We start from the raw sequence: 23,904 nt of genomic DNA on the forward strand, positions 1-23,904 counted from the left end.
CCGGATTTTCTCGTTGTTTTCTACGAAGCAGCCAATTGAGCAATCAACTCCACCCCTTCCGCATAGGCATGAACGGGACGCAACCGAGTGTCTACAAACAATTGAAATCCCAATCTTCTAGCTTGCTCACAGAATGGTGCATCTTCACCTGTTGGATGGGAACCATAACGAACCCCAGCTTCGATCACTTCACGCTTAATCAAATATACGGCACCTGTCAGTTCTACCGGGAACAAACCCGCTTTGAATTCAGGTATATGTTTTCCGCCGCTCATTGCATTATGAGCCTTCAATTTTGGGTGATTCCGTATAAGCATTGCGCATATATCTTTGTCATTATCCATTAACTGCCGTAGGCTACCCTCAGGAATGATGATATCCGTATCAATTGAGAACAGATAATCACAGTCCGATTTCAGAAACTCATCTAGAAGCATATTCCTCAACAACGCCAGGTTGTGATAGGAATATTGTCCACGTATATGACCATATGTTCTCCCCAGATTATGAGTCAGATAAGGAATCTGATGACAATCAAGGATATGCTCCGTCTGATCTTCACTATCATTCAGGATGTACATATAATGCTTCTGCACTGCTTGTTGCTCAAGTGATTGCAAGTGCCGTTCCATAATCCAAGCCCGATTACGTACAGGACTACCTATAAATACGTTTTTCACAGTCCATCCCCTCTCCCTTTTTACATAGTCTAGACTGTTGCTCAATAACCTTCGCACATTGAACAAAAAAGGAGTGATTCCTCAAAAGAAGAGAGAGAACGAAGCATTTTTCCTATTCTAGTACAGAAGGAGTTGATGAATATGTATTCCAAAGAAACCATTATTCACACATGGGAAGAAGGTGACAGGCATGTTGGGGAGTGTAGAACTAATCCACAACTGGTTCCAAATGGCCTCTGATGGAGAAGCCCATGCTTCTGTTCGATTTGGGGATGCTTCCAACACCATTCTGGCCCACGATACCGTTCTGACTATGGATTTCATCAAGTCTCATTACGGCTGGTTGAACGACCCTACCTATTGCGGGATAACCTTACCCAATGCAAGTGCGAGAGAAATTATCGTACACTGCCTGCGAAAAGCGGATTACGTCGGACATCTGATCCAGACAGATCACTGGTATTTCAAGCCGTTATTCGATATGTGCCTTGAATATTACAAAGTTGAGCCCAGAGAGACCTTCTATGCTTTTGAGAATAATTACATCGCCCGATTCAAGTTATTCTACGAAACATTCAAGACCATGCCTATTCTGATCTGCGGAGCCAAGGCCGAGCAATATCGAGAAGTTCTGGAGCGGAGATACGGGTGGACAAGCATCGTGGGAACGGTGGACTGCCCCTCGTGGTCTCATGTGAGCACAGCATCCAAACAAATGGAAAATATCTACCAACAGACACCGTGGAAGCTTGCTTTGGTGTGTGCAGGTGCACCCGGCAAGGTACTGGTTATTAAGGCCAAAGAACTGCAAACCGTAGGTGTTGACTTTGGTTCCGGAGCAGATGTTACCATTCAAGCCGACAGCGAAAATCTGAACGCATGGGATTACAACGGATTTCCTGATTATTGGGAAGGCAGACCCAAAAAATGACCCTCTCCGGGTCTTTTTTTCTGGATAAAACTGTGATTCCAAATCCGATTTTATTGACTTAGTAGCTGTTGATAATTTAAACTATCTGCCTTATTATTGTTAAGATAACTCCTAATCTAACCTGGTTTAAACTTGCATGAAGAGGAGCTCTGCTAAGATATTCAAACCGTTGGAGGGAAATGTAATGGCGTACTCGCAGTCAAAGACCGAAATAGTAGCAACTCATTTACGAACAAGATTTATGGAAGGTAACGTGGAGGGACATGAGATCGTTGTTGCTTTGATCAGTATGGTCAAAGCTGAGAAGATTAATTTAGATGAAGTTGCCCCTATTCTCTCTACAGTCTTTTTTGAACAACCGCAAGGTATTCTGTTGGCACTCGAAAAAGCTAGCACTCTGATTGATGATGAATTAATTGATTCCATTCTCCACGAAGTAAACGAAAAAGCTTAATCTTACATACAAAGGAGAGCTTATCATCAGATTTTAATTTACAACAACCAGTTATTCTCTCCACACTTTTAGATTGAATAGATTCATCACTGAGAAATTGGAATTTCTCGTTATTTTCTGTCCTCCTCTGCTTATTCTAGTAGTATTACGAAGGAGGGGACACCAATCGAGACAGTGAATAAAGCCATTTTATTTTTAGCAGTTATTGAAACCATGCTTGAAGCGCTCCACCATACAGAAGTAGATCAGACAGAACTTGTGGATTCGCTTGTCATGTTAGGTTTTGATCCCATTGAGATGTTGTATGAGACAAATACCATTAGATCTTTCCAAAAGATATGCAGGGCTTTCGCAGAACTCCATCTTACAGATGAGGCCCTGGACACGTTCTCAAAAGAGTAGTTACATAACCAGAACCCCACATCACATTCGACGTGGGGTTCTGGTTTTTTTTGAATTTGAACCTTTTTTGAAACGGATCAGTTTAACCTTCCCCATCCTGCCTCGTATAGGTCATCTAGGGACTATGGACATCTCCATCGCCCCTGTTGACTCTGACTTAATAAACGAAAGGATGGTTGTATGAGCTCACCCACACCAACACATGTGATCGAAACAAATCAACTCGCTGTTATTGGAGTCGTCGATGAATCCTCGATTCAGACCCAATATGAACTTGAGTATCCTGATCATATCGTGATTATACAACATTTTTATTTTTTGAAAGATCCAGCACACTTTAACTCCTGGTTAACCAGCAGACAGGCATAACCTCTATCTGAGATGTACTTTAGGTCAGGACTTTTTACGTCTGCGCTCATCAATTAAAACTTTCAGTAACAGCAACTCTCCATAGGTTAACTTCTTCTTGCGTACCTTCTCTACCCATGCCCAATCTTCAATCACCTTGTCGTTGTAGGCATCTCCAATGTACTGATCAAGTTCATTCCAGGCCCATTGTGCGTAATTAAGAACGGTATTCATATCATCATCCTCCGTGACTGCTATTTCTTGCAGTGGGTTTAATTTTATATGTACTGCTTGCTTAAATCTTTCATATTCACCTGGTTGTTTAATCCATGGCAGCGGGCATTCCTTCCATCCAACCACTTCTTTATGTGTGAAGAAGACGGGTGGAAAGCCCCGTTCCCTGATTAGGTATACCGCGAGGTCTACAACGTTATTAAATGTATCTTCATGAATACTGCCATCCTTTTCAATGCACATCTCAATGCCCACTGTACTATTGTTAGGATATGTCCCAAGTTTGGCTATAGCTTCCTTCGTGTATGTTGCACTCCCGCAGTGGTAGGCCAGTTCATCATCCGGTAGACTGTTATATATCGAAGTTCGATCTACCGAGAAGTGCGCGCTTGCATAACGACCTTTCACTGCTTTATTGGAATCCTGCTGTGCCAGACTTGCAAAGTATTTGCTAATGTTCTTCGCGGGCGCTCCGGGAGAAGCCGTATAATGCATCACAATTCCACGTTTCGCTTTTAACTTAAGTCCGGCCCGACTGTATTTATTAACAGGTATGTAATCCTTGGTGATCTGTATCATGACATCTTCTCCTTATCTTCAACTTGATCTTCATTCCCTCGAAGCTTAAAGAGTGCTGAAGTGATAAACTTCGGTACAGGCAGGCCCAGTTTCCCCATGTTCTCCAAAATACTGATTCCTTCGGTACCAATGATGAACATTAACATTGCATCTCGCATAAAATCATTGGAATTGCCTGCAACCATATCCAGTTGATGTGCAATAATGACAAAAACAAATGTCAATGACTTACGAGCAAGCCCCCACCATCCAACCCTGCTGGATAACTCCTTCCTATACCATGCAGACAGTACCCCTGTGATGTAATCCAGCCCCACAAAGATGGTCACGGCAATAAACAGGTGATCAATTCCTCCTACCAAATACACGACTGCCGATAGCAGCCAGCCAAACAAAACCATAAACACGGTATCTCTGTGCATTAACGTTCCCCCTTTAATAACCTATTTCATGTCTAGGTTAGGCGGATCATAGACATAAGTCTCATGCAATACGGAAACCTCCGAAAAAACACTCACCATCCGCTATACAAACAGCAAAAATCCCTCACGCTTGGATGCGGGAGGGATCATAACGAAATGATTCAGCTGTACGTTGATGGATCTGGTGTAACCGGTACACCTGTAGTATTCGTTGGTGTTGTATTCCGTTGGAACATGCCTTGAATACGGTCCAGAACATAAGGGGTGGAGTCAATGAGTTTCTCAAACAGATGTGTGGAGTTATCAAGTGGTACAATGTGTACCCCCTGTTTACCTACCACCAGGAACGCAATAGGACGTATGGATACACCGCCCCCACTACCGCCACCAAACGGAGAAGCAACTTTAGCTGAACTCGCATGTTCAGCAGAGGTACCCGTAGCACCACTTTTGCCACTACTTTCTCCATTAACGTGAAAATCACTACCACCGGCAGCAAATCCGAATCCTACCTTACTGATTGGCAGAATCACGGTACCATCTGGTGTTTCGACTGCATCGCCAACAATTGTATTGACATCCACCATGGCCTTGATATTTTCCATTGCGGTTTCCATTAAGCCTTGAATTGGATGATCTGACATTTAAATTCCCTCCAGTTTCAATGTAAGCTAGGTTTGATCTAACCATATCATCCCCAAACTTGAAGGGACTTATGTAATAAGCATTTTAAATACACTCACCAAATCCCAACCTTACATTCCCAAAAACAGACCGACTATGATGGGTTTTTATACTGTTGTCCCACTAAGTTTCTTCTTTTGCTTCTCCTTATGCCTGCGGCGCTGTTCCTGAAGAAGCTTGAACCACATCCGCCATCCGCCTTCGACTTGAAACACACGGGTGAGTAGTGTAACTCCAGCGATCAGAACGGCTGTAATCCGAATTTTCACTCTGAAATCAAGTTCCGTTCTAAATTCCATTTCATCGGACCATACCGGCATAACCTGAAGCACAGGTGTTTCATCAAAGCGGATCTGATAGGTGAGAAAACCAATAATAATGGACTTGATACTCCACACCCAACCCGTCAGCACCGCTGTATATGCTGCATGACCAACGCCGATGTGGGTAGCCCAGGACAGTTGGGTCATATGTACGCGTGTGAGTGTTTGCTTCAGCCACAGCTTGAGCGCGTCCGTTGCCCTAAGCATAATTTTCACATCTTTAGCCCACTTCTTGACTTTGCGTTTGTTGACCCGCTCGCTACCCTGGGCCTCGCCTCTCAAATGATTCATGGATTGTTCGGTCTTGACCAGAAAACCTTCCTTCATATTGCGAAAAACGATACTCGGGATCTCATAGTTAATCCGCACAATCCCATAGAGAAGACGAACATTAATATTGGCGTAATCATCACTTTTATGTTTACTGAATGTAAAATGTACATGAACATTTGAGATGAGGACTGCGGCAATCAGCAATGCGAACAACAAACCGATTCCTCCAAGCCAAATCCACACAGGCCTTACCTCCAAGCCCTCAATTCTTTTCTCGTCTAGTATGGCACTCTGGATAGGAAAAAATTCACGTCTCTCCTAAAAATCCCATTACATATTTGTTTGGAAACTGTTCTATTCACCATTTATCTAAAACAATGCACAAAAAAACCGACTCCACTGATGGGTGTCGGTTAGTATGAGCTTGCAAATTAGAGTGAAGAATCGTTATTATCGTCTTCGTTGTCGATATGACTTAGATCATCCGCCGGATCAGCACTTTCCGGTTCCAGTTGTTGCAAATCCAGTTTGTTGAATAACAGTTGTGTCTCTTCTTCCAGGTTTTCCGAATCTTCGAACAAACCTGGTTCCGGAAGGTCTTTAATTGAAGCCAGTCCGAAATAATCCAGGAATGACTTGGTCGTTCCATACAGAATTGGTCGTCCGATCGCCTCGGCTCGTCCCACTTCAATAATTAGATCCTTATTCACAAGCGTATGGATGGCCCGCTCCGATTTTACACCGCGGATTTCCTCAATCTCTACCCGTGTAATGGGCTGCCGGTACGCTACAATAGCCAGCGTCTCCAGAGCCGCTTGGGATAAGGACGTACGCGCGGGAGAGTATGCCAGTTTCTCGAAATATACAGCGTGGTCAGGCAAGGTGCCCAACTGAACTACACCAGCGATCTTGAGAATCTGTACACCTCGTCCCTGCTGTGAAAATTCATGAATCATCTCCTCAATCGCGTCCGTTACAAGCTCCACTCGCTGGTCGACGATCTCGGCGATTTGTTTGATACTCAGACCTTCTTCTCCGGACAAAAACAGCAGGCCTTCAATAATCGATTTCAATTTCGGAAAATCCATGATTCTTTGTTTCCCCTCTCCACTCCATAACGATATCCTCAAACATCCGTTCCTGATAACAGACAATCTGCTTCATCTTCATCAGTTCCAGCACCGCCAGAAAAGTGACAACAATCTCATGGCGATAGATATGTTCATCCATCAACTTGGAGAATAACAGCCTGCCTCCCGGCCCCATACTTTCCAAAGCGCCGATGACATCCCGTATCCGATCCTTAACCGAAATCTCATCCCGTTTGATCCGGGTTACGGTTGTACGCTTCTCAGCCTTGCGTAGCGCCTTCTGAAATGCTGCAATCAGGTCAGAGGTGTGTAAACCCTCAACCGGGTTCGATTGGGCTTCTACGGGCATATAGGGGCGCAGATCCTCGGGCTCTTTGGAAAATATAAGACTGCGTTCCCACTCCCGTTCATGAAGATGACGCGCAATTCCCTTGTACTTGCGATATTCTATCAGACGCGCAATCAGCTCTGCACGTGGATCATAATCTTCTTCTTCCATATAATCATAATCCTCTAAGTCCTCAATGACCGGTGGTTTGGGCAGTAAAAGTTTGCTCTTGATCGACAGCAATGTTGCTGCCATGACCAGAAATTCACTCGTAATATCCAGTTCCAGTTCCTGCATCGAATGCAGATACGCCATGTATTGATCGGTAATATCGCTGATGGGAATATCCTGGATATGAATTTCAGCCTTATCAATCAGATGAAGCAGCAGATCCAAAGGCCCTTCAAAAGTCTCCAGTTTGTATGTAACTACCGTCACTAGACGAATCCTCCCGCCAGAAAAATCCAAAACCCTGCTAAGCCGTCCGAATCCGGTTTCCCGTGTTCGTCTGCGCAAAGCAGGGCACTACTATTAAATAAGCACTATTTTAGCTGTTTCGTCAAGTTTGCCATCTCAATTGCCGCCGTAGCTGCATCCCATCCTTTGTTACCCGCCTTGGTTCCGGCACGTTCAATCGCTTGTTCAATATTTTCTGTTGTAACCAGTCCAAAGATCGTAGGCACGCCAGTTTTCAGGTTAATTGCTGCTACCCCTTTAGCCATCTCGTTGCACACATAATCGTAATGCGTAGTTGATCCACGAATAACGGTTCCCAGGGTAATCACCGCATCATACTTGCCGCTCTCCGCCATTTTCTGCGCAATCAAAGGGATTTCGAACGCACCTGGAACCCAGGCTACATCCACTTCATCATCCTGCACGCCGTGGCGTTTGAATGCATCGAGTGCTGCGCTAAGCAATTTACTGGTAATGAATTCGTTAAAACGTCCAACGACAACTCCATATCTGGATCCTTCTGATACTAAATGTCCTTCAAAAAATTGTGGCATTCAAGTCATCTCCCTAACGGTATAATGTAATGTAAGTAACGGAAATCCCTAAGTAATCTCTTCCATAAATTACATGGTGAACGTTATTCATCTAAAATATATTTACTGTTCGTTCTGCTCGATATCATCAAACTTGAGCATATGCCCCAGCTTGGCTTGCTTGGTATGAAGATACACCGTATTGTCCTCGTTCTCCTCCATCTGGATCGCGACACGCTCTACGACTTCAAGTCCATATCCTTCAAGGCCTTTAATTTTACGAGGGTTGTTAGTTAGCAGTCTGATCTGACGAACCCCAAGGTCTTTCAGAATTTGAGCGCCAATTCCGTAATCACGCAAGTCAGCAGCAAAACCCAAACTCAGGTTTGCATCAACAGTATCCATACCTTCCTCTTGCAACTTATAGGCTTTGAGTTTGTTGATCAGGCCAATACCCCGACCTTCCTGTCTCATATAAAGCAGTACGCCATTGCCTTCCTCGTGGATCTGTTTGAGTGCCGCATCAAACTGCGGACCACAGTCACAACGATGCGAATGGAATACATCACCTGTCAAACATTCAGAGTGTACACGTACAAGTACGGGTTTCGAACCATCAATTTCTCCTTTGACCAGAGCCACATGTTCCTTATTGTCCACAGCGTTTGTATAAGCCACCGCTTGAAACTCACCAAAGTCCGTCGGCATACGCACAGCCACTTCACGTTGAACCAGTTGCTCTTTTTCGTTACGGTAACGAATCATGTCCTGAATACTGATCAGCTTCAGATCATGCTTGCGGGCAATCTCCTGCAGATCCGGAAGTCTGGCCATCGTGCCATCTTCCTTAATCACTTCACAAATAACGCCAGCAGGGTAGGAACCACACATGATAGCGAGATCTACAGCCGCTTCCGTATGTCCGGCACGACGAAGTACACCGCCGTCTTTTGCAATCAGCGGGAACATGTGACCAGGCTTACGGAAGTCCCCGGCTTTTGCCTCAGGATCGATTAGGCCTTTCACAGTAATAGAACGTTCATGTGCCGAGATACCTGTTGTTGTATCTTTGTGATCCACAGAGACGGTGAAGGCTGTTCCATGGAAATCCGTATTTTGTTGAACCATCGGTTTCAGGTTAAGTTCGTCCGCACGTTGTTGTGTAATCGGAACACAGACCAGACCTCTACCTTCGGTAATCATGAAATTAATGACTTCAGGCGTCGCCTTTTCGGCCAAAGCGATAAAATCGCCTTCATTCTCCCGATCTTCATCATCCACAACAATGACAGGTTTACCTCGCATGAGATCATATATGGCTTCTTCTATTGTGTCCAGAATGGATTGTTCTGACATTGGTCCACCTCCAGTTAATTTCTGTTCTCTATTTATGCAAATCCGTGATTGGAGAGAAAATCTTCACTGATACTGCGCGGCTTGCCAGCATCTGTCTCCCGATGTCCTCTCCCATACTGGAGCAGATGATCCACATATTTGCCCAAAATATCGCATTCGATATTAATGGTATCCCCTGTCTTTTTCACATTTAGTACAGTTTCACCAATGGTATGCGGGATAATGGAAACCGTGAATGCGGTATCCGACGTATGGACAACGGTCAAGCTAATGCCATCCAGTGTAACCGATCCTTTGGGGATCAGATATTTGAACAACTGGTGATCATCAGGCTTAATCTCAAACACAATTGCATTCTGATCACGTGTTATACTGCCAATCACTCCAGTACCATCAACATGGCCCTGTACGATATGTCCGCCAAAACGACCGCCTGATTGCATGGCCCGCTCCAGATTAACTTTACTGCCAGATTGCAGCTGACTGAGATTGGTATGGCGATAGGTTTCAGGCATTACATCGGCGGTAAAACCTCCACCTTCGAGCGTTGTCGCAGTTAAGCACACGCCGTTCACTGCTACACTATCACCAATCTTCAGATCGTCCATGATGGCGGAAGCTCCGATATTCAGGACCATCGCTTCGCCTTTCCGACCAATACGCCGGATCTGACCGACTTCTTCCACCAAACCGGTAAACATGCTGCCGCCTCCCTTTTTCAAGTTATAAAAAACCTAACTTTCTACTTTCAAATCCATTTATTTATTCAGGCCACACCGGAATACCACCAATGCTGATATTATCTCCAACTTGTTCAATCTCCAACTGATTCAATTGAATCGCCTGATTCATACGTTCCACACCCTCGAAGCGGAAGCTTCCAGGTGTATCATAACCGCCTACAATCTTCGGAGCGATAAACATAAGCAGTCGATCAACCAACCGTGCCTCCAACATGGCTCCATTCAAGGTGCCTCCACCTTCAAGCAAAATCGAACCTATATCACGTTCACCCAACTTGCTAAGTCCGCTCAACAGATCCACACGTGGTCCAGGACCACAGCGTATAATCTCGACGCCGTAGGCTTCCAAACGTTCAGCAGCTTCAGGACTGGCTTCGTCTGTTGTCAGCACCCATGTTAGAGCAAGACCATCCTTAACCATTTTGGCACCTACGGGAAGACGTAACTTGGAATCCACTACAATGCGCACTGGACTAATGCCTTCGACTTGCAAACGGGTAGTAAGTTCCGGATTATCGGCGATTACCGTGTCGACGCCAACCATGATTCCCTGGTGACGATGACGAAGGGCATGCACAATCTCACGAGCGGGCTCGTTAGAGATCCACTTGCTGTCTCCGCTGCGAGTAGCAATTTTCCCATCCAAAGTAGTAGCCGTTTTCAGTGTCACAAAAGGTAGACCCGTTGTAATAAACTTAATGAATTTTTCATTCATACGTCTTCCTCGCTCACGCAGTACGCCAACTTCAACTTCAATGCCTTGTTGACGAAGCATGCTTATGCCCCTGCCGGATACTTGCGGATTTGGATCTTCACAACATACCACAACACGTTTCACCTTTTCATGAATCAGGCGTTCACTACAAGGTGGCGTCTTGCCATAATGACTACAAGGCTCAAGTGTAACGTATACCGTACTTCCTTCTGCATCACTGCCTGCCATGTTAAGTGCATGCACCTCTGCATGACCGGTTCCACGTTTCAGATGGCTCCCCAGGCCTACAATACGACCCTCTTTCACAACTACACATCCAACAACCGGATTAATCCCGGTCTGTCCCTGTGCTCGTTCCGCCATATCCAATGCCAGTGCCATATAAAATTCATCATTGATCATTTCCAAATCCGTTCACCCCGCGGTTTAAAGTCTTGTTTATTAAAAAATCCCCGTCGAACAATCAGTTCGATGGGGATGATGAGAGACAAATGTCACCAGCAGGAGTGAAATGGATACAGCACGCCAACACTTTGCCCAAATCTTCATTTCGGGCAAGTGAAAATAGACACATACCTTAATGAACATCAATCACAGGTAAAGAGCTTTTATAGTGCGGCATATGTATGGAACTGTCCGGCGTATCCGGATCTTCCCTGCACAGTGCAAGACATCATAAAATCGTGACTGTGCAGCAATACTCCTGCTGAATGCAAACCTGTTAGGTCTGCACCTCTCCTTCTCCCATCCAGACTATACTGTCGGTTCTGGAATTACACCAGATCAGCCATCTGCCAATGGCAGACAGGTCACGGACTTTGCATCAAGTGCTGGACACATAGGTCCTTACACTTCCTGCATCACCGCCGGTAGGGAATTACACCCTGCCCTGAAGGATTGCTTTCGTTATTACTTGGATGTTAGCACTTTAATGCCAAAAAATCAATTGTTTTTTGTTCCTTTTTGTCACATACTAACTTTTAATAAGCTAAGAAACAACAAAAAACCGCTTCCTCTCAAGGAGGTACGGTTTTTGCTTGGTGGCCCATTTTCACATCCATCGCAACATTCTACATATCAGGAAAACACCAGCTCGCCATATGCTTTAATTCTTTGGCATTATGGAATGGAGTGCGGTCAGGTTCTTGCAGGGGCGAAGTCGGAAGCGGAAACTCTCTTGCCACCCTTCTGACCCAACTTGTGGAATCAATCGCAATAGCCGAGCATTTCCAGCGTCCATTCGCTCTCGGTCGAAACGTCCCATGCAAATCTGCTTTTCCCGGCATCTCTGGGAAGACTCCATCCAGATATTCGACAATGACGCGCTTGTCTCTGACTTCATGACAATATACAGTCACCCATACACCTTCCCGGACCCGAACAGCATACACATCGCCAGACTGTACCTCCCCGGTACCTGCATCAGGAGATGCCTTTGGTACTTTTCCGCGAACACTTCTCTTCTTCTCCAATGCCCCTAAGATCGTGTCCTTTACAGCTGGACTCTCATCAGGCTTATCCGCAAGTGATATGTTATTCAGATCAAAATCATGAAATATCTTGTTCAGGTTGTTCTCATTAATTCCGACAGATGAGTCCCACCACGCCAGAGGGGCCTGCACTTCAACCCGCACATTGGGGCGTGCGTCACGCTGCATGTAAGAGGTGAATTCCGTGATCATTCCAGGATGTTCCGGCGTATCCAATATGCCAATCAGAGCTAACGTCTCAAGTAAATCACGGTAGGCATATTCCTTCTGTGTAGGCAAAAGACGTTCCTTCTTGAGCGCTACTGCTGCCTTGCTGTAACGTGTTTTGGGAGGTAATTCGCGCAACACCGTTAACACCGCACGGAATGTCCAGCGGTCGTACTTATTGGGTATTGGAAGCTCCTGCGCGGTAGCCAGCTCTCGAAGTGCCAACACATATCCAAAAGGATCACCGTCCAACGGTGTTCCATTGGTCATCCGCCAATACCATTGTAGCGTTGTGTCGGTTGCTTGATCTACACTTAATCCGCAGATCTTACAAGTGTTCGAAGATGGATATGGCGTATGTTCATGGCTTGGCATACTGCTCGCAATAAGCTTGCCCGTAAGCAACGAACGCCAGATCATGGGTGCTGACCACAAAGAGGATACAAAGGCCTGCGCTGCATCATTGATCGTCCATTGATTCGCAACTTTTTTCAGCTCAGTAATCGTTTCATCATGTTGCGGACGTACAAAGCGATTCGGTTCATGCCCGGCTGCCTCAAGCGCTTCTCGATCCTTTACCGATAGACTATCCGGAACGACATGGCGCGATGCCTGCAGTTCTTCATCCCACAACGTGCGCTCACTATAAATTTGTTTTAACAAGCTTAGCTGAGTAACCATATCCAAGGTTATATTCATCCTTTCTAATTATCGATTTGAAGTATGTAAAAAATAAAAAAAGTGCTTCTATAAAAGAAGCACTTCATGTTTGGATCCAGTTAAGGTGAAGGTATTAAGCTTCTACAACTTCAACAGTTTCCATTTTGTCTTTACCTTCTAAAGCGTCCACGAACTCCATACCTTTAGTTACTTTACCAAATACAGTATGTTGTCCATCCAAATGTGGTTGTGGTTGGTAGCAGATGTAGAACTGGCTTCCACCTGTGTTACGGCCAGCATGTGCCATAGCAAGTGTTCCGCGCTCATGTTTGTTCGGGTTAATTTCACAGTTGATTGTGTAACCTGGGCCACCTGCACCGCTACCGTTAGGGCATCCGCCTTGAGCTACAAAGCCCGGAATAACGCGGTGGAATGTAAGACCATTGTAGAAACCGGAGTTAGCCAGTTTCTCAAAGTTTGCTACTGTGTTTGGAGCTTCTTGATCGAACAGATCGATCAGAACTTCTCCGCCGTTTGCCAATTTAATTTTCGCTTGTTTCGCCATATGTAAATGACTCCTTTCGTATTGACCATCGTTAATGGTGCCAGAACGCATGACCCTGGGCCAAGCATTACAGCACTTTTCTTAGTGTACACCGAAAATGTCTGGATCGCAAAAAAAACGGCAACTTTTTTCATGATTTAGCTCAAATACGCAAAAAGCAGACGAAAAAGGAAGTTCCCTTTTCATCTGCTTCAACTGCAAAATCCCTATATCTTGAATAATGCAGAATCGCATTATCTTTTGACGAATTAGCGAGTAACTGGCTGCTTTCCAATGCGCGCAGGTACCAGGTCATTCTGGATGATATCTTGATACGTCTCACGGCGTACCACGACATCCCCTTGACCGTCTTTGACAAATACAACGGCCGGACGACGAATCCGGTTGTAGTTGCTCGCCATGGAGTAGTTATACGCACCTGTGCAAGCTACAGCGAGCAGATCGCCACTTTCCACTTTTGGCAGGTCCAGATCCCAGATCAACATATCGCCACTCTCGCAACATTTACCCGCAACAGATACCGTTTCCTGAGCAGCCTCATTCGCACGGTTGGCAAGCACAGCTTCATACTTGGATTCATACAAAGCAGGACGTGGGTTATCAGTCATACCACCATCAACGGCAACGTATTTACGCACGCCTGGAATGTCTTTGCTTGTTCCAACGGTATACAGCGTTGTTCCCGCTTCACCCACGATGCTGCGGCCTGGCTCAACCCAGATCTCAGGTACGGCATAGCCGATTTGAGCAAAATGATTTTTAACGGCGTCTGTAATAGCCTTCACGTATTGTGCAACTTCAAGCGGCGTATCTCCATCGATATAACGGATTCCGAATCCACCACCAAGGTTAACCACTTTGAAAGCAACATTAAGACGCTCATATACACTTGCTGCAAATTCAGCAACACGTTGAACCGCCATCTGGAAGCCTTCAACTTCGAAGATCTGGGAACCGATGTGGGAATGCACACCGAGCAATACCAGGTTAGACTGCTTGGAAGCCAAGTCAATCGCTTCAAATGCTGTACCATTGCCGATATCAAATCCAAATTTCGAATCCGTTTGACCTGTGGAAATATATTCATGCGTATGTGCCTCAACACCAGGCGTCACACGAAGCAAAATGTTTACTTTACGATTTTTGTCCGCTGCTACAGCCTGCAACAGATGCAATTCATTGAAGTTATCAACAACAAAACATCCAATCTCTGCATCAAGAGCCATTTCGATCTCTTCCAGCGTTTTGTTGTTACCGTGGAAGTGAATGCGCTCAGCCGGGAATCCTGCTTGCAGTGCAGTAAACAGTTCACCGTCAGATACGACATCCAGGGAAAGTCCTTCTTCAGCTGCAAGGGCACACATCGCCATTACACAGAATGCTTTACTTGCGTAAGCAACCTGGAAGCCCAATCCGGAAGCACGGAATGCTTCCATGTACTCTCTGCAACGCTCGCGAACCAATTGCTCGTCCACAACGTACAGGGGAGTTCCAAACTGTTCTTTCAGATCTGTTGCATCAACTCCGCCAATCTCCAGATGTCCTTGCGCATTTATTTTACTTGTACCATGTAAATACATAATCTGCATTCCTCACTTTTTATATACTGGAACAATTGATATTCCAATGATTTTACACCAGTATATCAAATTAGGCAGCGAGATGAATGGATTTTTCGGAAGATCATTTGTGTTTTTTACTTTTTTGCAGTTCTCCGTCCGGATCATCGGACATTTTGGTGTTGTCACGGGTTTTATTGAATGATGGACGTTTTTTATTTTCCAGTAGCGGAAGCCGGAATAAAAAGTTGCCCAGGGCCTTTGCATTAAACGGTATAAAAGGCCAGAGATACGAAGAATTGTACGACCGGTGAACGGTGAGCGCCAATATGAGCAATGTACAGCCCACGACCAAACCCGGAACCTTGAATATCGCAACAGCGACTAGCAGAACCAGCCTGACCAGCCTATTGGCGAGACCCAATTCGTAACTTGGCGTGGCAAACATACCGATGGCTGCGATGGCCATATAGAGCACAACCTCATTGACAAAGTATCCTGTTTTGACGGCGATATCCCCAACTAGAATGGCCGCGATCAAGCCCATGGCCGATGCCAGAGGTGTAGGCGTATGAACCGCTGCCATCCGTAATAAATCGACGCCCAGTTCGATCAGGAGAAACTGTAGAATTAACGGCAGCTTTACATTTTCCTGCGGACCAATGAAGTCAAGTCCCATCGGTTTAATCGAAGGGTCAATAACCATGAGAAGCCATAATGGTAGCAAAAACAACGAGATGAGAATCCCTGCAAAACGCACCCATCGTAAATATGTTCCCATCAAGGCCGTCTGTCTGTTCTCCTCCGCATGCTCACATAGGTCGAAAAAGGTCGTTGGTAGAATCATCACACTGGGGGAAGTGTCTACGAAAATGACGACTCGTCCTTCCAGCAAATGAGAAGCTGTAACATCTGGTCGTTCCGAATAACGAACGAGTGGGAACGGATTCCATCCCTTGTTGATAATCGCTTCTTCCAGCTGTTTATCGGCGGCGGGAATACCATCGATATCCACTCGTTGAATTTTTTCCCGGACTGAATCCACCTGCACTTTATCCACAATATCGTCAATGTACACCACGCAGACATCGGTTTGTGTTCTCCGCCCCACCTGCATGATCTCAAATTTCAGTCCAGGGTCGCGTATTCTGCGACGCACTAAGGTCACGTTGGTCAAGAGCGTTTCGGTAAAGCCGTCTCTGGAACCGCGGACCACCCTTTCCAATGAAGGTTCTTCTGGTGAACGAACTGGGTAACTCCGGGTATCCATAATTAAGACCGAGCGATCTCCTTCAACGAACATTGCGCTCATACCGGTAAGGACCTTGTTGATGACAGCACTCATCTTCTCGACTTTTTCCACCTGAATGTGGGGAATGTAACATTCAAAATAGGATTTGAGTGCATGTCCTGAGACGTCATCCGGCGTGAGATAGGTTAATCTTTTCAAGACTTCAAGCAAAATCTCATCCTTGGCAAAGCCGGTGATCATCAGCAATCCAACGTGCTTACCACCTAGGACCATTTCCCTCATATTCACGTCGAACGATTCTCCAAGCCCCAGTACCTGTTGCAGTGTATATCTATTCTCACTCATGCGTGGGGAGATATCATCGTTTTCCTGCCAATATTGTACGGATTCCTCAATGCTGTCGGACATCTCATTTTGTTTTTTCTTATTGTACGCTTTCTCTTCTTCTTCCTTCTGAATCTCATAAGCAGACTTGTGTAACATCTCTTCCGTTATACCTTCACTATTTTCCTGGCCTGTGTGCTCCGTTCGTTCATCCATCTTCCATCCTCCTATGGCCACGAGTTACCGCTGATATATGAAAAAATCAAACAGGGAACCTGTCATTTTGCCCAAAATCATGGCGAGCAGTAATCCAAACAAATAAGGTTTCATGCCCAATCGTTTGGCTAGCACGGGCAGTACATTGAGTACCTCGGTGAGCGCTGCGGCGAGCAGACCGATGAACACGCCACAGAACAAACCAACGATTGGGCTGAGCAGCAGCACCCCATGCATTTTCCAATGCCAGAAGTCCGCCACCGTCCCGAGCAGTGAACCACCAATTATTGCCCCTTCGTACCAGTGAGTCTTGTCATAAGATTGCGTAAGTTGAGCCAACCTGGGAATCATATCGAGCACCAGAATGAGCGCAATTACGCCGCTCCCTACGGCAATTCCACCTGCAATACCCAATACAATGCTGATTGCTCCATTAAGAACGCTCATCCGCATTCATCTCCCTGCGTTCCTGCTCATGCATCCGTTCGCTCTCTTCAATCACCACATATTTATCTACATTTTGCTGGTATAGAAACATCTCCACTTCTAGCGGGGTAGGTTCCTCATTCCACTTTTTCTTGAACAAATGATTAAAAAATACGGCCATTCCGAATCCAATGCCAATGGAATACGCCACTTGGAACAGATAGGGATGTTCGTCCCGATGCCCAGTAAGCATCTCCACAATACGAATCTGTACTTCCTGCATGTTCACATCGGCATGAAAATTCATAATGGTTAAGGCCGATCCGAAGAACAGCAGCAGCCAAACCAATATGAACAGAGACTTGGAAGGTTGACCATTTCCCGCAATGACTTCAACCAACGTATGGCCTGATCCTATCAGTTCCACACTTACCTCCGGCAAGATGTGCCGAATTTGGGGAATAATCTGCAATATATCAATGAGGATCAGATTGCCATCCTCTGGTCCAGGGCTTAGCAGTTCAAGCTCCAATAGCCTGCCCTCTTGGTCTTCTGAAGAGGTCAGTACATGTGCAATGTCTCCAAGCTTGACTGCTCTGCCCCTCTGGATGCGAATACGGCTGCGTAGACGAATATAGACCATTGGAGTGGGTGTCTGGGACATCCATAGCACTCCTTTACTGCGTAATTTAGGTTAGTATTTGAAGAATGTGCAAATTTATTACAAACTGGTTGGAAAAAAGGTGGAATGTTTAGTTGACGCTGCGGGATGGATCGGTCATTGGTCGCTGTTGCTCGGGGGGAGGATACACGCAGACACTCCGACGGCAGACCAACCTTCTGATCGCTGTTGTCTCCAAATTCTTATGATTGATTTCTAAGTGTTAGAAATTTGGAGACAAAGGCGAACGCTTCGCTTCTTCAGGTCTAATCTGCCGCCTGCGTTGCTTATGTATCCTTAGATGAACCCTCACGCTTCGCTCCTTTCGACCGATTCCATCCCTCCGCTGCCCATCGTCCTCCCGTTTCCAAACGTTTGAAATAAATATGCTGGGGAGGTGGCAGGAAGGGAATTGAAAGATGAGCTTTTTGGGGGTGTTTTTCTCAAAATTCTATGACTTTTGAAGTTACCTTCTGCATGCGTCTTAGAATACAACTGGGTAGAAATTTGGAGACAAAGGCGCACGCTTCGCTTCTTCAGGTCTAATCTACCGCCTGCGTTGCTTATGTATCCTTAGATGAGCCCTCACGCTTCGCTCCTTTTGACCGATTCCATCCCTCCGCTGCCCATCGTCCTCCCGTTTCCAAACGTTTGAAATAAATATGCTGGGGAGTGGGCAGGGAGGGAATTGAAAGATGAGCTTTTTGGGGTTATTTTGCTCAAAATTCCATGACTTGTGAAGGTAGCTTCTGGATATTAATTTTAGAAATTTGGGGATTTGAAGCGCAACTGAGTGTGAAGCAAAAAGTCGCCGTATGGGCGACTCTTCGGTATTGGTAGATAGGTTCACGGATCATGAACAATAATTCAAGAATTATGTTCTTTTTCTCTTTTGTTCAATTCCCTTCTAAATCGTAAAGGGGTTGAATTCATTGTTTTGCGGAATTGGTTAATGTAATAACTCGTGCTGTTAAAACCAACCTCATAGGCAATTTCGGTGATGCTACGCTTGGAGGATTGCAATAGTTCAATGCTTCTTTGGATGCGGTACTCGATCACATATTGCATGGGTGTGGTTTTCAGGATTTGCTTGAAATAACGGCATGTCTCCGATCGACTTAACTGTCCGGCCTTCGCAATATCTTCAAGCTTAATTGGATCGGCATAATTGAGATTAATCCATTGCAACATGTCTTTCATTCGGTTGTTTCTGCTCATCTCTGATGGATCATGTTCAAGAGAATATCCGTTCATAATCAGCAGTTTCCACATATTAAGCACCGCCGAAGCAATATTCACTTCGTAAAAAGGAACTTGGTGCACTAGCTCCTTTCTAATCCATGCAACAGCATCCAAGATCTGTTCTCCCCAAGCGTTAGCTCTTTCGATATACAGAAAAGGCAAATTAGTTGCTGTTACATATGGATGTACGTACTTTATATACAAATCCGAAGGCATGATAACGTGTGGGGACAAATTCAGACATAAATAAATGCAGTTCTCGCTCACCCCGTGATCTTCGGCCATATGCATTATTCCACTGTTGATAAAAATCCCGTCACCTTTGGACAAAATCATCTTTTGATCGTTGATATGAAACAACGCCGTACCCTGAAGAACGGCAACAAACTGCAATTCATCATGCCAGTGGAGTGGAATATGTCTGTGAACATTTTGAACAATGGTTGTCTCATAACAAGCTATAGATAATGTATCGGTACGGTGTTCCGTCATTTCTTTCAAATGTTGATCAATGATAAATTCGATCTTCTGCATGGCCCTCATCTCAATATAGTTATATTTTTAAGTGTAATATTGATATAAATGTATCGTATTCCTCCTTAATATAACACTATTCTTATATTTAAGGTGAGGCGAACAAGAATGACAACTTCTGCAAAATCCAAAATTTCAGGTATCGTACTCGTTCTGACGGGAGCCATCTGCTGGGGCATTGGGGGTACGGTATCTCAAAAACTGTTTCAACTGGATGGAATTGAGGTCAATTGGTATGTCACTGTACGATTGTTGATTGCTGGGTTACTATTACTGGTTATTCAATCGTTTACAAATGGACGATTTCAGATTTTTGATGTATGGAGAAATAAAAAAACGGCTGGGCAGATGATCATTTTCGGATTGGTGGGCATGCTCGCCGTCCAGTATACGTACATGGCATCCATTAAACACGGCAATTCGGCGGTGGCTACACTCCTGCAGTACCTGTCCCCTATCATGATCATGATTTACATCGCACTCCGTAAGCAGTCGGTCCTCACACGCAATGACCTTGCATGCGCCGTTCTGGCTCTCAGTGGGTGTTTTCTCCTGCTCACGAATGGCTCGCTTACGCAGTTATCTGTCTCCTCGCTCGCAGTGATATGGGGACTGTTATCTGGGGTTTCAGCAGCATTTTATACGCTGTATGCCGTGCGACTGATTAAAAAGTTCGATTCACTTGTTGTGGTCGGCTGGGCTATGATCATCGGTGGTTTGGGAATGAGTTTTATTCACCCGCCCTGGAAAATGAATTTTGCTAACATCACGCTTGAAACCTACGGTTATTTGATATTTACGATCCTTTTTGGAACCATGATTGCTTTTTGGTTTTACATTGCGAGTCTCAAAAGTCTTACACCCAAGGAAACTAGCCTACTCGGGAGTGCAGAGCCCCTTGCTGCTGTTGGAACAACCGTCATATGGCTCCATGAACCTTTTGGATTCTATCAATGGATTGGTATGGCATGTATTCTTGGCATGATGCTGGTCATGCAGTCCAATCGTTTGAGATCTCCCCGTATTAACAACAAATAACCTCCCTCGCCATAATGCGCGATAGAAGGTTGTTAGTTGTCGTATAATGGTGTATATGCACCAATATTGTTGTTGCAACCCACGAAATCACTGCGCGATCTGGTCGCGGATGGATTGCAGTATTTTTTTCTCCAGACGTGATACCTGTACCTGAGATATACCCAACCTGCTAGCTACCTCGGACTGGGTCTGATCCCGGTAATACCTAAGATAAACGATTAATCGCTCCCGCTCGCTGAGACCACCGATGGCTTCGTTCAGAGCCAGCTTGTCAAACCAACGTTCCTGAGACTCGTCGGCAATCTGATCCATTAACGTAATGGGATCACCGTCATTCTCAAATACCGTCTCATGGATGGAGGTCGGTGGTTTGTTCGCTTCCTGGGCAAATACAACTTCCTCCGGGGTTACCCCCAGCTCTGCGGCAACTTCCTTAATCGTTGGTAAACGATCCAGATGTTTGGACAGTTCGTCCCTTTTTTTGCGGACTTTATTCGCCATCTCTTTCAGTGAACGACTGACCTTCAGGGTACCGTCATCCCGCAGGAATCGCTGGATTTCTCCGATGATCATCGGTACCGCGTAGGTTGAGAACTTCACGTCATAACTGAGATCGAATTTGTCCACTGACTTGAGCAGACCGATACAACCAATCTGGAACAGATCTTCCGGATCATATCCCCTGTTCATAAAACGCTGTACGACGGACCAGACGAGTCTGATGTTGCAGTTCACCAGCGTATCCCGTGAGACATGGTCACCCGACTGACTGAGCGCAATCAGCCGTTTGACCTCGGCATCGTCCAAATAGGTCTGTGAAGATGGTTTCACTTCAGCATCCATAAGAACACCAACCCCTAATTATACAATGCTTTCTTGGATTCAATCCTTTTTTTCATCTTGATGGAGGTGCCTCTGCCGGGCTCACTGCTGACTTCGAATTCATCCATAAAGTTTTCCATAATGGTGAAGCCCATGCCCGACCGCTCAAGTTCGGGTTTGGACGTATATAGCGGCTGCTTGGCCAGTTCAAGATCTTCGATTCCTTCACCGCGGTCTTCCACGATGATAGTGATCATGTCTTCCCGAATCTCCGCCTGGATGGACACCACACCCTCGGAGTTGTTGTTGTATCCGTGGATGATGCTGTTGGTCACGGCTTCCGAAATGACCGTCTTCAGGTCACTGAGCTCGTCCATCGTTGGATCAAGCTGGGAGATAAACGCAGCAACGGTTACCCGTGCAAACGACTCATTCTCTGACTTGGCCGCGAATTGCAGATTCATGAAATTTGTCCCTGTTCCTTCATTCATGAGACGACCTCCAGACCTGAGAGAGCAGTTCCCTCATTTTCGTATATCGGCATAATCTTAAACAGCCCCGACATTTCCAGCAAACGGTACACTGGCGAATTGACGTCACAGACCACCATCTTGCCACCTTTATTCTTAATGAGCTTGTATCTTCCCAAAATGACACCCAGACCTGAACTGTCCATAAATTGCAGATCTTTCAGGCTGAGTACGAGATGCTCGCTTTGTCTCCGCTGGATGGCTTCATCCATTTGCATCCGTACCATGTCAGCTGTATGGTGATCCAGCTCCCCGGATAATCGTACAATCAGAATCCCGCGATGGTGTTCCATTTCCACATGCAAGTTCACGTTTGCTCACTCTCCTCCCTGTCTTAGAACAAGGATTTCTACGCTTCCGAAGGCTTTTCCTGCCCCCCGACAAAACTAGAAGAAAACCCCTATTTAACTACAAAATATGTTCGAAGGATACGTGCAACTCGCAGAAATCGCCGTTTAGTCAAACAGATTGGACGTTGTCCGCTTAAACAGCTTCCACCAGCCCGCCTTATTCACATCCTGCGGAGCCTGAATGTCGAACTCCTTAATGACGTCATTACCCTGATAAACCACCAGTTTACCTATACTTTGCCCGGCTTTGATCGGAGCTTTCAATTCTTTGGCGACCAGCAATTCATGCCGGATGTCGTTGGATTTGGCTCCTTTGCGCATCAGCACACTATAATTTTGCGTGGCATTCAGAGGCAATTCGGCAACTTCACCTTTTTCGATATTCAGACTTCCCAGCAGATCCCCTGCCTTGTAGAGCGCCTTCATCGTATATTGACTAAACGCATAGTCAAACATCGAAGACACTTCACTGTTCCGTGTTTTGGTATTTGGTTCACCGAGTACCACGGAAACGACACGTAGTCCGTCCTTGGACGCTGTTGCGGAGAGACAGAACTTCGCTTCGGATGTGTAACCTGTTTTCAAACCATCTGCCCCTTCATAAAAACGAACCAGCTTGTTTGTATTCACCAGCCAGAAGGGCTTTTCCGTATCTTTGCGAAGGTAATCCTGATATGCACCGGTGTACTTCGTAATCCCGGAATGCTTCAGCAGTTCACGGCTCATGACGGCAATGTCATGGGCGGAAGAATAGTGATTATCGACCGGGAGGCCGTTACAGTTGGCAAAATGAGTATCCTTCATGCCCAGCTCCTTCGCCCGCTCATTCATCAGCTGTACAAAGGCTTCTTCCGAGCCAGCGATCTTCTCAGCCATCGCTACCGAGGCATCATTGCCCGAAGCCATCGCGATCCCTTTTAACATATCGTCGACCGTCATTTCTTCCCCAGGCTCCAGAAAGATCTGCGAACCGCCCATGGAAGCTGCGTATTCGCTTGTTCTTACTTTGTCGGTCAGCTTCAGCTTGCCTGAGTCGATCGCTTCGATCGTAAGTAGCATGGTCATAATCTTTGTAATGCTCGCTGGAGGCAGCTGATCATGACTGTTTTTCTCATAAATAACCGTTCCCGTATCTGCATCCATTAAGATCGCAGAGCGCGCCGACGGGGCCAGATCAGTTCCTCCCGCTGCCTTCGGTGTTTCTTCAGCCAATGCTGTTGATGCCATAAGGGACAGCAGGATACAAAGGGTCATGAACGATGCCATTATTCTTTTCTTCACAAGGTTACCTCCTCAAATGACTTGCTTACTGCATGTTCCATGCATGTACTGCTAATCATTGTCGGCCCGTTTCCAGTAAATTATTCCATGTAAAGCATGATTTCCCGAACTTTTATTGAAAATGTGGTCATAGCCAAAAAAACGCACTGTACTCAAGGAATGAGTAACCGTACGTTCAACACAACAAAAAAAGGT

General features: G+C 45.6%; 27 protein-coding genes and 1 riboswitch. Of the genes, 5 read left to right on the plus strand and 22 right to left on the minus strand.

The window, feature by feature from the left end:
• Positions 1-20: 20 nt before the first annotated feature.
• A complete protein-coding gene (locus MKY95_RS21810; protein ID WP_036607816.1) occupies positions 21-680 on the minus strand; it encodes a hypothetical protein in 660 nt (219 codons plus the stop codon).
• Positions 681-870: 190 nt separating this feature from the next.
• On the opposite strand from MKY95_RS21810, the gene MKY95_RS21815 reads away from it, so the two are divergent.
• The 4 genes from MKY95_RS21815 to MKY95_RS21830 all read left to right on the plus strand — a co-directional run bounded on the left by MKY95_RS21815 (position 871) and on the right by MKY95_RS21830 (position 2,836).
• Positions 871-1,611, plus strand: coding sequence for a GT-D fold domain-containing glycosyltransferase (locus tag MKY95_RS21815; RefSeq protein ID WP_036607819.1), 741 nt, complete (start codon positions 871-873; stop codon positions 1,609-1,611).
• A 184-nt stretch (positions 1,612-1,795) separates the two neighbouring features.
• Positions 1,796-2,065: a hypothetical protein gene (locus MKY95_RS21820; RefSeq protein WP_036607821.1), complete on the plus strand. Its 270-nt coding sequence runs from the start codon at positions 1,796-1,798 to the stop codon at positions 2,063-2,065.
• A 174-nt stretch (positions 2,066-2,239) separates the two neighbouring features.
• Positions 2,240-2,467: a hypothetical protein gene (locus MKY95_RS21825; protein ID WP_036607823.1), complete on the plus strand. Its 228-nt coding sequence runs from the start codon at positions 2,240-2,242 to the stop codon at positions 2,465-2,467.
• 180 nt (positions 2,468-2,647) lie between these two features.
• Complete coding sequence (locus MKY95_RS21830) at positions 2,648-2,836, plus strand: hypothetical protein (RefSeq protein ID WP_036607825.1); 189 nt, start codon at positions 2,648-2,650, stop codon at positions 2,834-2,836.
• 24 nt (positions 2,837-2,860) lie between these two features.
• Here MKY95_RS21830 and MKY95_RS21835 read toward each other — a convergent pair whose 3' ends face one another.
• The 17 genes from MKY95_RS21835 to MKY95_RS21915 form a co-directional block, all read right to left on the minus strand.
• A complete protein-coding gene (locus MKY95_RS21835; protein WP_051447056.1) occupies positions 2,861-3,628 on the minus strand; it encodes an N-acetylmuramoyl-L-alanine amidase in 768 nt (255 codons plus the stop codon).
• Complete coding sequence (locus MKY95_RS21840; RefSeq protein WP_036607828.1) at positions 3,625-4,050, minus strand: phage holin family protein; 426 nt, start codon at positions 4,048-4,050, stop codon at positions 3,625-3,627. Before MKY95_RS21840 ends, MKY95_RS21835 begins: the two co-directional genes overlap by 4 nt.
• Before the next feature lie 161 nt (positions 4,051-4,211).
• The gene (gene ytfJ, locus MKY95_RS21845; protein WP_036607830.1) at positions 4,212-4,694 is read right to left on the minus strand and encodes a GerW family sporulation protein; all 483 of its coding nucleotides are present in this window, start codon (positions 4,692-4,694) and stop codon (positions 4,212-4,214) included.
• Positions 4,695-4,841: 147 nt separating this feature from the next.
• Complete coding sequence (locus MKY95_RS21850; RefSeq protein WP_339194388.1) at positions 4,842-5,573, minus strand: DUF2953 domain-containing protein; 732 nt, start codon at positions 5,571-5,573, stop codon at positions 4,842-4,844.
• Between the two features lie 188 nt (positions 5,574-5,761).
• A complete protein-coding gene (gene scpB / locus MKY95_RS21855) occupies positions 5,762-6,418 on the minus strand; it encodes an SMC-Scp complex subunit ScpB (RefSeq protein ID WP_036607834.1) in 657 nt (218 codons plus the stop codon).
• Positions 6,387-7,187, minus strand: coding sequence for a segregation/condensation protein A (locus tag MKY95_RS21860; RefSeq protein ID WP_051447057.1), 801 nt, complete (start codon positions 7,185-7,187; stop codon positions 6,387-6,389). The genes scpB and MKY95_RS21860 overlap by 32 nt, the downstream gene beginning before the upstream one ends.
• Before the next feature lie 104 nt (positions 7,188-7,291).
• The gene (gene ribE / locus MKY95_RS21865; protein ID WP_017687651.1) at positions 7,292-7,759 is read right to left on the minus strand and encodes a 6,7-dimethyl-8-ribityllumazine synthase; all 468 of its coding nucleotides are present in this window, start codon (positions 7,757-7,759) and stop codon (positions 7,292-7,294) included.
• Between the two features lie 102 nt (positions 7,760-7,861).
• Positions 7,862-9,094: a bifunctional 3,4-dihydroxy-2-butanone-4-phosphate synthase/GTP cyclohydrolase II gene (locus tag MKY95_RS21870; RefSeq protein ID WP_076318983.1), complete on the minus strand. Its 1,233-nt coding sequence runs from the start codon at positions 9,092-9,094 to the stop codon at positions 7,862-7,864.
• Between the two features lie 32 nt (positions 9,095-9,126).
• On the minus strand, positions 9,127-9,795 hold the full coding sequence (gene ribE, locus MKY95_RS21875; RefSeq protein ID WP_074095672.1) for a riboflavin synthase: 669 nt from the start codon (positions 9,793-9,795) through the stop codon (positions 9,127-9,129).
• Positions 9,796-9,856: 61 nt separating this feature from the next.
• Positions 9,857-10,960, minus strand: coding sequence for a bifunctional diaminohydroxyphosphoribosylaminopyrimidine deaminase/5-amino-6-(5-phosphoribosylamino)uracil reductase RibD (gene ribD / locus MKY95_RS21880; protein ID WP_339194393.1), 1,104 nt, complete (start codon positions 10,958-10,960; stop codon positions 9,857-9,859).
• 324 nt (positions 10,961-11,284) lie between these two features.
• Positions 11,285-11,453: riboswitch (FMN riboswitch) on the minus strand.
• A gap of 169 nt (positions 11,454-11,622) precedes the next feature.
• A complete protein-coding gene (locus MKY95_RS21885; RefSeq protein ID WP_339194395.1) occupies positions 11,623-12,912 on the minus strand; it encodes a hypothetical protein in 1,290 nt (429 codons plus the stop codon).
• A 130-nt stretch (positions 12,913-13,042) separates the two neighbouring features.
• On the minus strand, positions 13,043-13,474 hold the full coding sequence (locus MKY95_RS21890) for a peptidylprolyl isomerase (protein ID WP_017687646.1): 432 nt from the start codon (positions 13,472-13,474) through the stop codon (positions 13,043-13,045).
• A gap of 248 nt (positions 13,475-13,722) precedes the next feature.
• Positions 13,723-15,054, minus strand: coding sequence for a diaminopimelate decarboxylase (lysA, locus tag MKY95_RS21895; protein WP_017687645.1), 1,332 nt, complete (start codon positions 15,052-15,054; stop codon positions 13,723-13,725).
• Between the two features lie 103 nt (positions 15,055-15,157).
• Entirely contained in the window at positions 15,158-16,825 is a 1,668-nt protein-coding gene (locus MKY95_RS21900) for a spore germination protein (RefSeq protein ID WP_017687644.1), read from the minus strand.
• Between the two features lie 24 nt (positions 16,826-16,849).
• A complete protein-coding gene (locus MKY95_RS21905) occupies positions 16,850-17,278 on the minus strand; it encodes a stage V sporulation protein AB (protein ID WP_339194397.1) in 429 nt (142 codons plus the stop codon).
• Positions 17,259-17,915, minus strand: coding sequence for a stage V sporulation protein AA (locus tag MKY95_RS21910; protein WP_017687642.1), 657 nt, complete (start codon positions 17,913-17,915; stop codon positions 17,259-17,261). Before MKY95_RS21910 ends, MKY95_RS21905 begins: the two co-directional genes overlap by 20 nt.
• Positions 17,916-18,779: 864 nt before the next feature.
• Positions 18,780-19,688 (minus strand): AraC family transcriptional regulator, encoded by a 909-nt coding sequence (locus MKY95_RS21915; RefSeq protein ID WP_339194400.1) that lies wholly within the window; start codon positions 19,686-19,688, stop codon positions 18,780-18,782.
• A 108-nt stretch (positions 19,689-19,796) separates the two neighbouring features.
• Between MKY95_RS21915 and MKY95_RS21920 the strand changes: the two genes are divergently transcribed.
• Positions 19,797-20,726 (plus strand): EamA family transporter, encoded by a 930-nt coding sequence (locus MKY95_RS21920; protein WP_339194402.1) that lies wholly within the window; start codon positions 19,797-19,799, stop codon positions 20,724-20,726.
• Positions 20,727-20,813: 87 nt separating this feature from the next.
• Here MKY95_RS21920 and sigF read toward each other — a convergent pair whose 3' ends face one another.
• From sigF to MKY95_RS21940, 4 genes are all read right to left on the minus strand, one after another.
• Entirely contained in the window at positions 20,814-21,569 is a 756-nt protein-coding gene (sigF, locus tag MKY95_RS21925; RefSeq protein WP_036607856.1) for an RNA polymerase sporulation sigma factor SigF, read from the minus strand.
• A gap of 14 nt (positions 21,570-21,583) precedes the next feature.
• A complete protein-coding gene (gene spoIIAB, locus MKY95_RS21930; RefSeq protein ID WP_036672324.1) occupies positions 21,584-22,039 on the minus strand; it encodes an anti-sigma F factor in 456 nt (151 codons plus the stop codon).
• On the minus strand, positions 22,036-22,389 hold the full coding sequence (spoIIAA, locus tag MKY95_RS21935) for an anti-sigma F factor antagonist (RefSeq protein WP_017687636.1): 354 nt from the start codon (positions 22,387-22,389) through the stop codon (positions 22,036-22,038). The genes spoIIAB and spoIIAA overlap by 4 nt, the downstream gene beginning before the upstream one ends.
• Before the next feature lie 144 nt (positions 22,390-22,533).
• Entirely contained in the window at positions 22,534-23,655 is a 1,122-nt protein-coding gene (locus MKY95_RS21940; RefSeq protein WP_339200027.1) for a D-alanyl-D-alanine carboxypeptidase family protein, read from the minus strand.
• Positions 23,656-23,904: the final 249 nt, after the last annotated feature.

This window comes from Paenibacillus sp. FSL P4-0176, from assembly GCF_037975265.1.
Lineage (GTDB): Bacteria > Bacillota > Bacilli > Paenibacillales > Paenibacillaceae > Paenibacillus > Paenibacillus amylolyticus.